This window comes from Pseudomonas sp. FW305-E2, assembly GCF_058782925.1.
In genome coordinates, this window is record NZ_JBYSYE010000076.1 from 1 (window position 1) to 13,680 (window position 13,680).

The 13,680-nt window shown below is 59.5% G+C and carries 9 protein-coding genes and 1 rRNA gene; 4 read left to right on the forward strand and 6 right to left on the reverse strand.

What is annotated here, in order from left to right; genetic code table 11:
* The first annotated feature begins 136 nt into the window (after positions 1-136).
* Positions 137-252 (forward strand): 5S ribosomal RNA (gene rrf / locus AC3WLP_RS27200).
* Positions 253-318: 66 nt separating this feature from the next.
* On the opposite strand, the gene AC3WLP_RS27205 is transcribed toward rrf, so the two are convergent.
* The 4 genes from AC3WLP_RS27205 to AC3WLP_RS27220 all read right to left on the reverse strand — a co-directional run bounded on the left by AC3WLP_RS27205 (position 319) and on the right by AC3WLP_RS27220 (position 5,159).
* A complete protein-coding gene (locus tag AC3WLP_RS27205; RefSeq protein WP_088513795.1) occupies positions 319-2,733 on the reverse strand; it encodes a TonB-dependent siderophore receptor in 2,415 nt (804 codons plus the stop codon).
* Between the two features lie 165 nt (positions 2,734-2,898).
* On the reverse strand, positions 2,899-3,855 hold the full coding sequence (locus tag AC3WLP_RS27210; RefSeq protein ID WP_011953173.1) for a FecR family protein: 957 nt from the start codon (positions 3,853-3,855) through the stop codon (positions 2,899-2,901).
* A gap of 4 nt (positions 3,856-3,859) precedes the next feature.
* Positions 3,860-4,363, reverse strand: coding sequence for a sigma-70 family RNA polymerase sigma factor (locus AC3WLP_RS27215; RefSeq protein ID WP_003256011.1), 504 nt, complete (start codon positions 4,361-4,363; stop codon positions 3,860-3,862).
* Positions 4,364-4,469: 106 nt separating this feature from the next.
* Positions 4,470-5,159 (reverse strand): GntR family transcriptional regulator, encoded by a 690-nt coding sequence (locus AC3WLP_RS27220; RefSeq protein ID WP_003256010.1) that lies wholly within the window; start codon positions 5,157-5,159, stop codon positions 4,470-4,472.
* A gap of 203 nt (positions 5,160-5,362) precedes the next feature.
* On the opposite strand from AC3WLP_RS27220, the gene lapG reads away from it, so the two are divergent.
* Together lapG and lapD are read left to right on the forward strand one after the other, a co-directional pair.
* Positions 5,363-6,124, forward strand: coding sequence for a cysteine protease LapG (lapG, locus tag AC3WLP_RS27225; protein ID WP_011953175.1), 762 nt, complete (start codon positions 5,363-5,365; stop codon positions 6,122-6,124).
* A gap of 10 nt (positions 6,125-6,134) precedes the next feature.
* Positions 6,135-8,081, forward strand: coding sequence for a cyclic di-GMP receptor LapD (lapD, locus tag AC3WLP_RS27230; RefSeq protein ID WP_003256007.1), 1,947 nt, complete (start codon positions 6,135-6,137; stop codon positions 8,079-8,081).
* Positions 8,082-8,236: 155 nt separating this feature from the next.
* Here lapD and AC3WLP_RS27235 read toward each other — a convergent pair whose 3' ends face one another.
* On the reverse strand, positions 8,237-9,595 hold the full coding sequence (locus AC3WLP_RS27235; protein ID WP_014859068.1) for an HlyD family type I secretion periplasmic adaptor subunit: 1,359 nt from the start codon (positions 9,593-9,595) through the stop codon (positions 8,237-8,239).
* A 7-nt stretch (positions 9,596-9,602) separates the two neighbouring features.
* Positions 9,603-11,759: a type I secretion system permease/ATPase gene (locus AC3WLP_RS27240; protein ID WP_003256004.1), complete on the reverse strand. Its 2,157-nt coding sequence runs from the start codon at positions 11,757-11,759 to the stop codon at positions 9,603-9,605.
* 998 nt (positions 11,760-12,757) lie between these two features.
* On the opposite strand from AC3WLP_RS27240, the gene AC3WLP_RS27245 reads away from it, so the two are divergent.
* The coding region (locus AC3WLP_RS27245) for a retention module-containing protein (protein ID WP_492576385.1) at positions 12,758-13,680 on the forward strand (923 nt) is incomplete at its 3' end.

Below are 13,680 nucleotides of genomic sequence, written 5' to 3' on the forward strand. Positions count from 1 at the left end.
CCATGTGAGAGTAGGTCATCGTCAAGATTCATTTCGCAAAACCCCTATCTGCGCATGCAGGTAGGGGTTTTGTCTTTAAGTAGGAACTATAGAGATTCGCAGGCACGTCCTACTGACGGGCCAGCACACAGAATTTCTTGACGACCATAGAGCATTGGAACCACCTGATCCCATCCCGAACTCAGCAGTGAAACGATGCATCGCCGATGGTAGTGTGGGGTTTCCCCATGTGAGAGTAGGTCATCGTCAAGATTCAAACTCAAAGCCCCTGTCTGCGATGCAGACAGGGGCTTTGTCTTTTTCGGGTTTCAATATCGGTTAGAACTGATAGCTGACTGTGGCGCTCACATTGCGCTCTTCACCCATGTAGCAGTAGTTCAGGCTGGCACATGAGGTGATGTAGTTTTCATTGGTAAGGTTGTTGGCGTTCAAGCGAACATCCACACCCGCCAGGCCGACCTTGCCCAAGTCATAGCCGATAGAGGCGTCGAACAGGGTGTAGGAAGGCACTGTCATGCTGTTTTCCGCATCCACCCAGCTGTACCCCACATATCGCACCCCACCGCCCAGCCGCAGGCCATCCAGTGCCCCCTGGCGGAAGTTATAGTCGGCCCACAGCGAAAGCATCTGTTTCGGCGCCTGAGTCGGCGAATTACCCTTGTTGTCCAAGTTGCCCGAGACAAGGCTCGGCATTGACTTCGAATACTCGATATCGGTGAAGGTATAGCCACTCAGCAGTTTGAGGCTATCGGTCAGCTGTACATGGGCCTCAAGCTCTAGCCCTTGCGAGCGGACTTCACCGACAGGGCGATAGAAGTCTTCGTCAGGCTGTTTAGACGCCAAATTCTCCTGCTCGATGCGGAACACCGATGCGGTGAACAGGTTGTCGCTCCCTGGTGGCTGATATTTGATGCCGGCTTCCCACTGAGTGCCCTCCGTAGGTGCCAGCGGCCGGCCCTGCTGGTCGGACACGGTGTTCGGGTTGAACGACTCCGAGTAGCTGATGTAGGGCGCAATGCCGTTCTCGAAAAGGTAGAGCACCCCTGCCCGGGAGGTGAACCTGGAGCGTTGATCACTGACCTTGCTGTCGCTGTCACGGTTCTCTTCGGACACCTTCACCCAGTCCTGGCGCAGTCCCAAGGAAAAGCGCCACTGGTCCAGCTCCACCAGATCCTGCAGGTACACACCCGTTTGTTGCAAGCGTCGCTGGTAGCGGTTCTCGCCCAGTACCTGAAGATTGCCATTGCCGTACTGTGGATTGCCGGCATCCAGTGGGCCGACGGTGCCATAACGCCATGCCACGTCGGCTTTGCGCCGCTGGTAGTCAGCCCCCAGTAGCAAGGTGTGTTTGGCCGCCCCGGTAAAGAATTCTGCCTGCAGCATGTTATCAATGATGTACGAATGCAGACGCTCGTCGCCGCCGGTATAGGCGCGATTTAACATGTTGCTGTCAACATCTGCCCAGCCGGCGGAGTACACCTGGTCCATCGACACGTCGGAATCCTGATAACGGAAGTTCTGCCGCGCTGTGAACACATCATTGAAGCGATGCTCAAACTGGTAGCTGAAGGATTGCTGCGTGCGCTCGTAGTTGTCGATGCTCGGCTCGCCTTCGAAGAAATGGTCTGACAGGCGCAAACCGTTGCGCTTGTGCAGCATGCCATCAGCAGGGTTACCGCCGTGGTACCCACCGTCAGGGTCGTGCTGCAAATAGGCCTGCAGCGTGAGTGAGGTGTCTTCGGTGAAGTCGACACTGATAGCGGGGGCGATGGCGTAACGTTCTTCCTTGTTGTGGTCGAACTGAGTGTCGGAAGCATCCGCCAAACCCGTCAGGCGATACGCAATGCGTTTGTCGTCATCCACAGGACCACTGAAGTCGAAGCCCACGCCACGCTGGCCCTGAGTACCTACCGTGGCCTGAACCTGATGGTAAGGGGCAAAGAGTGGCTTCTTGGTGGTCAGGGCTACCAGGCCACCCGGCGAGCTTCGCCCGTACAGTACCGAAGACGGTCCCTTGAGAATGTCGATGCGCTCAAGAAAGTATGGGTCTACCTGCATCGTGCTGTAGGTGCCGTTGTCGCCCATTGACTTGAGCCCATCGACGTAGATGTTGTCCACCGAACCGTCGTTGAAGCCGCGCATGGCTACATAGTCATAGCGATGAGTGGCACCGTACGGGTTGGTCAGTACTCCAGGCGTGTAGCGCATGGCCTGGGCAACGGTCTGAGAGCCCTGATCGTCCATTTGTTGGCGAGTGACTACCGAGACCGATTGGGATGTCTCCACCAAGGGCATGCTGGTCTTGGTCGCCACCTGGCTGTGCGTGGCGTTGTAACCCTCCATGCTGCCCAGTGCGTTGCCGAGGGAGAAACTACGGATGTCGGTGTCTGGCAATGCCAGGGCGGCGCTCTGACGCTGTGCCTGCAGCACATAGTTACGTCCCCCCTGGCTGACGGCTTCCAGTCCGCTGCCATTTAGCAACTGGCGCAGCGCTTGATCGGTAGTGAACTTCCCCTGCAGTCCGTTGGAATGCAGGCCATCGGTCAGCTGAGGCGTGCTCGATAGGGTGATGCCGGCCTGACGAGCGATCTTGTTGAGCACATCGGTCAGTTGGCCAGCCGGTATTGCATAGTCATGGCTCACTTCGGCTGTGTCGGCCGCTACGGAAAGTTGCGGAGCAGTTGCCAGGCCCAGGGCGGTACCAAACAGAACAGCCCGGATGGCGTGGCGCAAGTGAGCTGATTGCAGGACTGGACGAATATCATTCGGGATGAAAGTGTGGGTTAACACCGGGTTGGTAGGCATGAAGGGTCCGTTAAAGTGTCGAGGGCAGAAAGTGTTGCTTACTGTCCTAGCCGGACCTGGATTCAAAACCCGCCAGAAATCGATAACGCCTTATCAGGTCATGCTCTCTACATGCACCCACCAGCGTGTACGTCGACGAAGTCGTACGGGCAACGTCTGCGGTAGCAGCCGAAGCAGTTGTTCCGGGTCTTCGAGGCGGAACACCCCCGACAGGCGCAGGTCGGCAATCTCATTGCTGCAGCCCAGGTAACCATGGCGATAGCGGCTGACCTGCGCGAGGAAGTTGGAGAGGCGCATGTCCTGAGTGACGATCAACCCTTCAGTCCAGGCCATCGCATCCATCTCCATGTGCGCGAGCCGGTGCGCACCTTGAGCATCCAGGCGCCAGTTCTGGCCACCTTCGATCCACTGAAGTTGGCCAGTACCAGGCCGGTGTATCGCCACTTTGCCGTGGCTGACGCTGACACGTGTGCAGTCGCTATCCTGATAGGCCACAAAGCGTCCTTCGAAGCCTTCCAGCAGCGCGTCGCGGGTTTGTACCAGCAGGGGATGCCGGGGGTTGCAGTTGATCATCAATTCCCCAAGCTTCAGGCGGACCAGACGCTGTTGATCATGGAAGGCCAGGTCCACGGCACTGCAGGTATTGAGTTGCATCAGCGAGCCATCGGGCAGGGTGAAGACGCGTCGCTCGCCCGTGCCGGTGGCATAGTCTGACGTCCAGGCACTCACAGTATCGAGGTCTTTGGCCAGCCAGCTCGCAGATCCTGCCATGACAACGCCGCCAAGCAGCTTCAGCGCCTGTCGGCGGCGCAGGCGCTGCTGGCTGGTTTCCAGTGTCTGCAATGCCAGCCCGGCACCGGGAATAGCGCGCAGGTCAAGGTCCTGATGAAGGTGAACCACACGCTGCCAGGCCTGTTCGTTTTCGTGGTGGCTGCTGCGCCAATGCGCGCACTGTTGTTGCAGAGCTGGATCGTGCCCGCTTTCACGCAGCCGCAGCATCCACTGAATGGCCTGCCTGACCGTTTTTGTATCAGGGCGTGCGACGGTCATGGATTCAGCAGTCGTCTTCATAGCGCAGCACGTAGCAGTGATAGAGCGCATCGGCGATATAGCGCTCAACGGTGCGCACGGAGATCCCCATCTGTTCGGCGATGGCCTGATGCTTCAGCCCCTCGCATTGAGCCAGCAGGAATGCGCGACGGACCTTGGGTTTGAGGCCGTCGAGCATGCGTGCAATACGCTCAAGCAATTCCAGCAGCAGCTCGCGGGTCTCGACTGAGGGGGCCAGTGCTTCCGGCACATGGGCCAAAGCCTCCAGGTAGGCCCTGTGCAGTTCCTCGCGGCGCCAATGATCGATCACCAACCCACGCGCTACCGTGCGCAGGAAGGCCCTGGGAGCATTCAGCTGCAATTGTTCACGACGCTGTAGCAAGCGGACGAAGGTATCTTGGGCGAGGTCAGCCGCATCGGCTGCGTTGCCGAGCTTGCTACGCAGCCAGGTATGCAACCAGCCGTGGTGGTCACTGTAGAGCGTTTGCACGGAATCGTTGCTGGGCATGGAGGAGGGCGCCGGCATCAATGGACGTTAATGATAATTAGTCTCATTGTTGGCGGAGCAAGATTAATTTGCAACCCATCAATTACCGCGTAAAGCCGGTAATGGGCTAACGCCCCAATTGCGTATCCAGGTAATTGCGGATCACCCGCGCCCCGCCATTGAGGTGCCGTTCCAGCACCGCTACCGCTTCGTCCACCAGCTTGTCGCTGGCTGCATCTACCAGTGCGTTGTGATCGTCCTGAGTGAGCTTGCCCAGGCCCATGGACGAAAGATGGAAACGCAGGAAGCGTTCTTCCTCGTTCAGTTCGTTCTCGATAAGGCGCAGTAGTTTCTTGTTCGGCGCCTTGCTGTACAGCGCCATGTGGAGCAGGCGGTTGAGGCGGCCAATTTCGGTGTGGCTGGTCTCGTTCTCCAGTTGCTGGATATACCCGCGGGCGCTGGCGATGTCGCTGGCATCAAGCAGCGGGATAGACTGGCGCAGCGCCTCGCTCTCGAGCAATACGCGAAGGGCATAGGTGTCCACTGCATCCTCGCCGATCAGCGGTGCAACGACGGCGCCCTTATGCATCTCCACCTTCAGCAGGGACTGCGCTTCGAGCTGGCGCAGGGCTTCGCGCACGGGCATGCGGCTAACGCCGTACAAGGTGGCGAGCTCTTGTTGGCGAACCGCAGTACCAGGGGGCAAGCGCCCATCGAGAATGGCGCTGCGCAGGCGTTCTTCGATCACGGCACGGGCCTGATGCGGCAACAACTGCTCGCTGGCCAGCACATTGCTCAATTTGATTTTCTTGGCCACGCGACGCCTGCCTCAACGATGACTATATTGGATCCAATGACACTAGTAACGGCTTGTGAGGGTGTCAAACCTGCACCCACACTGGTACGGGCGCCCCAAAAGCGCGGCTATGGTGGAGGAAGTCGCACGTCAAAGGAAGCTGCCTATAGAAAGATGTAAGCAGAAAGTATAGGCGGGCTGACAGCCGGGTGCGTGATTGCAGGGTGCCATTGTCTTTTGCGGTGGCAAGCCCCACCATCGCTGCTTTCGACTGGTCTGAACAGGGCTTCGCAGTGGCGATATCCTGGTTGCTCAAAACCGTAGTGCGATATGTCGGCTTTGCCGCGCTGCTGGGCAGTCTTCTGCTGGGCGGCTTGCACGCGGATTGGGATTTCTCCCAGATCAGCCGCAAGTCGCAGGCTCTGTACGGCCCACTAGGTGCCGGGCAGGGGCGCATCGATGCCTGGCAGAGCCTGATGGCCACGCAGAAGCAGGGTACCGAGCTTGAACGGTTGCAAGTGGTCAACCGCTTCTTCAACCAGCAATTGCGTTATGTCGAGGATATCGATCTGTGGCATGAGGTCGACTACTGGGCCACACCTGTGCAGGCACTGATCAAAGGTGCAGGGGACTGCGAGGATTACGCCATCGCCAAATATTTCAGTCTACGGCGCATGGGAATCCCCAGCGAAAAACTGCGCATCACCTACGTCAAGGCGCTGCGGCAGAACCGGGCACACATGGTCCTGACCTATTATTCAAGCCCACAGGCCCAGCCTTTGGTGCTGGACAGTCTGATGGATGCCATCAAGCCGGCAAGCCAGCGTACCGACCTGCTGCCGGTGTACGCCTTCAATGGCGAGGGGTTGTGGCTGACGGGCGCCGCAGGGAACAAGAAGGTTGGTGATACCAAGCGGCTGTCACGCTGGCAGGATTTGTTGAAGAAAATGCAGGCCGAAGGGTTCCCGGCCGAGCCGGTTTACTGAAGGAGCACAGATGTCACTGTTCAAACAATTGCTGTTGGCCATTTGCCTGTTCCTGGTGGTCGCCTTCAGTGGCAGTTTCATGGTCAGCCTGGAAAGCTCGCGCAGCCAATACGTCAACCAGCTGCGCTCGCACGCCCAGGATGCGGCCACCGCGCTGGCGCTTTCGCTGACGCCGAATATCGACGACCCAGCGATGGTCGAGCTGATGGTCAGCTCGATTTTCGACAGTGGTTACTATGCAAGCATCAAGGTCGTCGACCTGGGTTCCAATGCCGTGCTGGTGGAGCGTCATGCCGAGCCAGACCCTGGCGGTGTGCCGCTTTGGTTCGTGCGCCTGATCGGCCTTGAGGCCGCCGGCGGCGATGCAATCGTCAGTCGTGGCTGGCAGCAGGCCGCGCGCGTTGAAGTGATCAGCCACCCGATGTTCGCCATTGCCAAGCTTTGGCAAAGTGCCTTGGGCAGCCTGGGTTGGTTGCTGTTGTGCGGTGCGGCCAGTGCCGTGCTCGGTGCTTTGCTGTTGCGTCGCCAGTTGAGGCCGCTGGACTACATGGTCGAGCAATCCCACGCTATTGCTCGCCGCGAATTTCTCAGCCTGCCAGAGTTGCCACGCACGCCGGAGCTACGCCGCGTAGTGCAAGCGATGAACCAGATGGTCGAGAAACTCAAAGCCCTGTTCACCGAGCAGGCCGAGCGCAGTGAGCGGCTGCGTGCGGAGTCCTACCAGGACAGCCTGACCGGGCTGTCGAACCGCCGCTATTTTGAAATGCAGCTGAACAATCGGGTAAGCAACCTGGAAGACGCGCGCGCCGGCTACCTGCTGTTGCTGCGGGTTCAGGGCCTGGCTGGCCTGAACGCCCGCCTTGGCGGCCAGCGTACCGACCAGTTGCTGCAAGCGGTAGGTGAACAGCTGCGTCGTACTTGTGCCAGCTACCCGGAAACCAACGACCTCATTTCCCGCAGCCGCGGCGGTGAATTTGCAGTGCTGGCACCGGGCATGGTGCATGAGGAGGCCGTACACCTTGCCCAGGCCCTGGAGGCAACGTTGCAGAGCCTGCACGAAACGGGGGCCAGTGATATAGACCCGGTGGCTTGTATAGGCCTGGCACCATTCAGCCCTGGTGATTCACCACAGGCATTGCTGAAGCTCGCCGACGAGGCTCTGGCCCGCGCTGAGAACCAGCCAACGCCGGGCTGGGTATGCCTTGAGCAAGGTGTTGCTGCGGTTGCCGCAGATAGCCAGCATGCCTGGCACGAACGGCTCGACCAGGCGTTTATCAATGGGCATTTCGAGTTGTTCTTCCAGCCAGTGATGGAGTGCGCTTCCTCGCAACGGGTACTGCACCACAAAGTTATTTCGCGTTTGCGCGATGGCCAGGGCGAGGCCTTGCCGGCGGGCCGCTTCCTGCCTTGGCTGGAGCGCTTCGGCTGGATGCCGCGGCTGGATGTGCTGGTGCTGGAGAAAGTGTTGGCGCACCTGCGAGGGCATGACCAGGTGCTGGCGTTGAACCTGTCCGCCGCCACCCTGGCCGACCCCAAGGCCCTTCAACGCATTTTCGAGCTGCTGGGCCAGAATGCGGCGCTCGGCCCGCGGCTGGTTTTTGAAATTGGCGAGGAGCAGTTGCCTGAGCAGGCAGCATTGGAGCAACTCACCCGGCGCCTGCATGGGCTAGGTTTCGGGTTGGCTTTGCAACGCTTCGGTGGGCGCTTCAGCATGATTGGCAACCTGGCGCACTTGGGCCTGGCGTACCTGAAGATTGACGGCAGTTACATCCGCAACATCGATCATGAGCAGCACAAGCGGCTGTTCATCGAAGCGATCCAGCGTGCGGCGCATAGCATCGACCTGCCGCTGATTGCTGAGCGAGTCGAGACGGAAGGGGAGCGGTTGGTGTTGCTGGAGATGGGAGTAGGCGGGATTCAGGGGCAACTGGTGGGTGAGCCTGCGCCTTGGCGCTGAATGGCCTCTCTCGCGCCGCTGTAGGAACAGCCTAGAGCCGCAAAAGGGCCGCATAGCGGCCCCAGGTTCACGTAGCGATGTGCAGGGCTGCTTGTACAGCCCTGTCGCGACACGAGGCCGCTCCTACAGCAATGGCGAAACCAGCAGGTCGGCTATCACCGCTCGCGCAGCGCTTCCGAGCGCGCCTTCATGATCGGCTTGAGCAGGTAGCTCATGATGGTTTTCTTGCCTGTCATGATATCCACCGTCGCCACCATCCCCGGAATGATCAGCAGTGGCTTCTCGTCGGTCCCTAGGTGACTGCGATCGGTGCGCAGCTTGATCAGGTAATACGTAGTCTTCTTGTCTTCATCGGTAATGGTGTCGGCGCCAATCTGCTCCAGCTTGGCCTTGAGCCCACCGTAGATGGTGTAGTCATACGCGGTGAACTTGACCGTCGCTTCCTGGCCAGGGTGCAGGAAGGCGATGTCTTTGGGCAGGATCTTTGCCTCGATGACCAGCGTGTCGTCCAGTGGCACGACTTCGATGATATCGCTGCCTGGCTGGATTACCCCGCCAATGGTGTTCACCAGCAGTTGCTTGACGATACCGCGTACTGGCGAAGTGACAAGTGTGCGGTGCACCCGGTCGTCCAGCGCCTTGCTGGTGGCGGTAGCCTTGTTCAGTTCGGTGCGTGCCTCGTTCAGCTGGGTCAGCGCTTCACTTCGGAACTTGCCACGCGTCTCTTCGATCTTGCTTTGCACCTCGCGGATGGCCGCCTCTGCGCGCGGGATCGCAAGCGCAGTGGAGTCCAGCTGACCGCGGTTTTCCACTTCAGCACGGCGCAGGCGCAGCACTTCAACCTGGGAAATCGCGCCGGTTGCCACCAGCGGTTCGGACATACTGATTTCCTTGCGCAGCAGCTCAAGGCTGTTGGCGTACTGGGTGCGCTTGGAGCTGTATTCGCGCAGTTCCTGCTGGCGTTGGACCAACTGCTGTTGCAGGCCGCCAATTTCGTCCTGCAGTTGCTGGCGCCGGCTCTGGTACAGCGACTCCTCACTGGCCGCCTGGTTTGGCGCGGCTTTACGCAGCTTTTCGTCGATTATCAGCGGGCTGTCCTGTACCTCGGCACTCAAACGTTCGACCCGCAGGGCCATGGCCAGGCGGTCAGCCTCGGTTTCACCAACGTTGGAGGCGAAGCGGGTTTCATCCAGGCGCAGCAATGGCTGGCCCACTTCGACGATCTGCCCCTCCTTGGCGAAGATTTCGGCGACGATGCCGCCCTCCAGGTTCTGGATCTTCTGTACCTTGGAAGAGGGAATGGCCTTGCCTTCACCCCGCGTAACTTCGTCGATGGGCGCAACGCTGGCCCATACAATCAAGAACACGAAGAACAGGATCACGCCCCAGATGGTCAGCCGCACCACCCGCGGTGCATCTTCGATCAGGGCTTTGTTTACCTCGGGCAGCGGCTGGCCGCCAAGCGAGTCGCTGCCTTTGAAATAGCGCCGCAGGCCGTCCTTGAACTGCCCCATATCCAGCTTATGCAACACTGATCTGCCCCTTCTTCAGTGCATCCATGACCGCGGCTTTCGGGCCGTCGGCGACAATCTGCCCGCGATCGATCACGATCAGCCGGTCTACCAGTGACAGCAACGAGGCACGGTGCGTGACCAGCAGTACCGTCTTGCCCTCCACCACCGCCTGCAGGCGCTGCTTGAGGCGTTCTTCACCGGTGTTGTCCATGGCGCTGGTCGGCTCGTCCAGCAGCAGGATCTGCGGGTTGAGAAGCAGCGCACGGCCCAAGGCGACGTTCTGCCGCTGGCCGCCGGACAGGTTCTGCCCGCGTTCACCCACTTGCAGCTCGTAGCCGTCGGGGTGCAGCCGGGCGAATTCATGTACGCCCGCCAGTTCAGCGGCCTGCAGGATCAATTCGTCCTCGATGTAGCGGGCGCCGCTGACCAGGTTGTCACGCAAGGTACCGGCCAGCAGCTGGATGTCCTGTGGGACGTAGCCGATGTTGTGGCGCAGTTCGCTGACATCGATCTGGCGAATGTCGACGCCATCGACCAGCAGCGAGCCACCATCGGCCTCGTACAGGCCGACAATGAGCTTGGCTAGCGAGCTCTTGCCCGAGCCGCTGCGACCGATGATGCCGACCTTCTCGCCAGGGCGGATGGTCAGGTTGATATTCTTCAGGGCCAGGTTCTGCTGGTTCGGATAAGTGAAGTCGACACCGCGGAACTCGACGCTGCCCTGCAGCACCTTGCGGCTCAGCGGGCGCTCTTCGAAGTTGCGCTCTTGGGGTAGATCCATCATGTGGTCGGTGGAGACCATGGTCACCTTGGCTTGCTGGTAGCGGGCGAGCAGGCCGTTGAGTTGGCCCAACGGGCCGAGGGCGCGGCCGCTGAGCATGTAGCAAGCCACCAGGCCGCCCATGCTCAGGTTGCCGTCGATGATCAGGTACACGCCGACGCAGATCATTGCCACGCCTGCCAGTTGCTGGATCAGCAGGGTGATGTTCATCGCCAGGCTCGACAGCACTTTCACGCGCAGTTCCAGCCGGCTCAGGGTGCCGAGGGTTTGCTCCCACATATACTGGCGTTCGCTTTCGGCGTTGTTGACCTTTACCGCATCCAGACCCGCCAGGGTTTCGATCAGGCTGGACTGGCGCTCTGATGCCAAAGCCATGGTCCGCTCCATGGTCGCCATCAGTGGCCGCTGCAGGGCGTAGCCGATGCCCAGAGCCAGCGGGAAAGCGATGATCGGTATCCACACCAGGTGCCCGCCAATGATGGCGATGACGATCAAAATCAGGATGGTAAAGGGCAGGTCGATCAGGCTGGTCAGGGTCAGCGAGGCGAGGAAGTCGCGCAGGCCTTGGAACTCGTGAATGTTCTGGGCAAAGCTGCCGACCCGCGCCGGCCGGTACTTCATCGACATGCCGACGATACGTTCAAACAGCGTTGCCGAGATGATCAGGTCGGTCTTCTTGCCTGCCAGGTCCAGGCACAGGCCGCGAAGGCCTTTGAGGATCAGGTCGAAGATGTACGCGCCGGCGATACCGATGGCCAGTACCCAGAGCGTCGAGGTGGCCTGGTTTGGCACCACCCGGTCATACACGTTCATCACGAACAGCGGCGCGGCCAAGGCGATCAGGTTGATCACCAGGCTGGCGGCGATAGCGTCGATATACAACCACTTGCTGCGCAGCAGGGTGTCGCGGAACCACGACTTCGCGCGGGGGATGAGGTTGCCGTGGTTGACATCGAACTTGTGCTGCGGCTGCGCGAAGAACACGCGGCCGCTGTAGTCGCTTAGCAGTGCTTCGCGGCTGACGTGCACCTCGCCACCGTCGCTCTCGCTGAGTAGCAGGCGCGCGGTGTCATCGTTCTCCCAGCCGAGCAGGACGGCGCTGCGGCCCTCCTTGAGCAGCAGCATGGCCGGCATGGCGATACTTGGGATCTGCTCCAGCTTTCGCTGAAGCAGGCGCCCCTGCAGGCCTGCCCGGGCTGCAGCGCGGGGCAGCAGTTCAGGGCTCAGGCGCTGGGCGGGTAGCGGTAGGCCTGTTGTCAGCATGACCCGGCTGGCGGGCTTCTGGTGCAGGACACACAGGCTCAGCAGACTATCCAGCAGGGGATCGTCATGCTGACTGCGTGGATCGTGGCTGAGTTGGACTCGACTGACTTCGGATTCCACGCGGCGCTCTCTTCATCCTTGTGGTGGGTGGGGTGGGTGTGCCGTCGTTAAGGTCGGGTCGGCTCACCCTGGCTCTCTATATGGTACGGCGAAGCTGTGCTGATAAGGGTTATCACGCCCCGGTGCTTGAGCAGCCGGCCAATGTTCGCCTTGAATCGGTGTTGAGTAAACAATTCTACGTGCTTCATTTTCACCAGACTTGGCGGGGCAATGATTGTTTCATTTTTGATCCAGCCATCATCCGGCTTGTTGCAGCATAGCCTGCCACTCAGCCAAGGGAAGCAAGGGCTGTGGGTTCCAGCTTAGTCATTGTCAGTAAACAGGCGCTGGTTTGTTGGCGCATATCCGTGGCTTGTTAGTCAAAATTCATCTATAGAAAGCAGATCCTTTGCTTTCTTGCATTCAATATTCGCAAGCGATTTCCCATGATAGGGAGGCCAGTATTTGCGCACTCGTACGCCATGTCTTTGATTTGCGACAAATCGCTGCTTGTGGCTTGCGCAGCGTTGAAAGCCTGGTGTGCCTCGAGCGAGCAAGCGCTCCCGGGTCAGGCTGGTTATCGACCTCTGCCTGGCCGCATTCCGGCAAGGTTTGTGCTTATTCGGCAATCAGTGACCGGGCATTTGACAGTGATCTGGATATTGACGCCAGTAATGCTGACATTGCCGAAGGAGGACAGTCTCGCCGCATGATTTACGGGTGTTGAGGTGTATGAAAAAGTGCTGGAGCTGACGGCTTAACACCCTTTAGATGATGTAAGACATTTGTCCTAAGGAAACGCTTGGCTAAGGTACAAATATCAATGTGACATTACATTGCCGATTGTTTAGGATGGCATGTATAAGGTCAATAGTTTGGCAGTTAGGCAATTCCAAAAAGTTATAGACGGAATATTGACGTCAAAAATCGTCAAGAGATCATCGACATAGTTCCGCCTGAAGTGGCTAGCAAGCGCCGCTCTGGCAGGGAAGTACCCATCGGGTCACACGGAGAGTCCAATGAGCAGCGTTGTAGCCATCGTCAAAAGCATTGTCGGCCAGGTTATTGCGGTATCCCCAGAGGGCATCCGGCGTGTACTTATCGAAGGTGACCGCCTGTTGACCGGTGAGGAAGTGCTCACCGGTCCTGGTGGCGCAGTTACTCTGGAGCTGGCTGATGGCCGTACGCTCGATCTGGGCCGTGACAGCCAATGGAGCGCCGATGCGCCTGACAGCAGCACCGACCTGAGCCAGGCGGCAGCCCAGGCCGCGCCTTCGGTGGAAGAGCTGCAGCAGGCTATTGCTGCTGGTGTTGACCCGACTACTGAGCTTGAAGCTACCGCCGCTGGCCCGTCATCAGCGGGTGGTGGTGCGCTGGGCGGTGGCCACAGCTTCGTGATGCTCGAAGAAACGGCTGGCCGTGTTGACCCGACGGTTGGTTTCCCGACTGACGGGCTGGGCTTTGCGGGCGTACTCGATAACGAAGAAGTGGGCCTGCTGGACACTAACGGCAACAACCTGGTGACCACACCGACGGATACCAACGTTGCTACTGAGCTGACGCTTGGCGCAACCCCTTCTATCAGTGAAGCGGGTGGCGTAATCGTTTATACCGCCACCGTTGGTCAGGCGCCGACCACCAACCTGGTAATTACGCTGTCCAACGGTGCCGTGATCGTTATTCCGGCTGGGCAGACCAGTGGTAGTGTCAACGTCGTAGTTCCGACAAACGACACGCCCTACATCGACGGGGGCCAGATTTCGGCGACCGTGACCGGCAGTTCCGGGGGTGGCGGGCTGACGGTGACATTGCCGCAAACGCCAGCGGTCACCCAAGTGACCGATACAATCGACACCACCACTGCAACCCTGACGGCGAGCCCGTCGGTCACCGAAGGCGGCGTGATCACCTACACCGTGACCCTGAGCAACCCTGCCCAGAC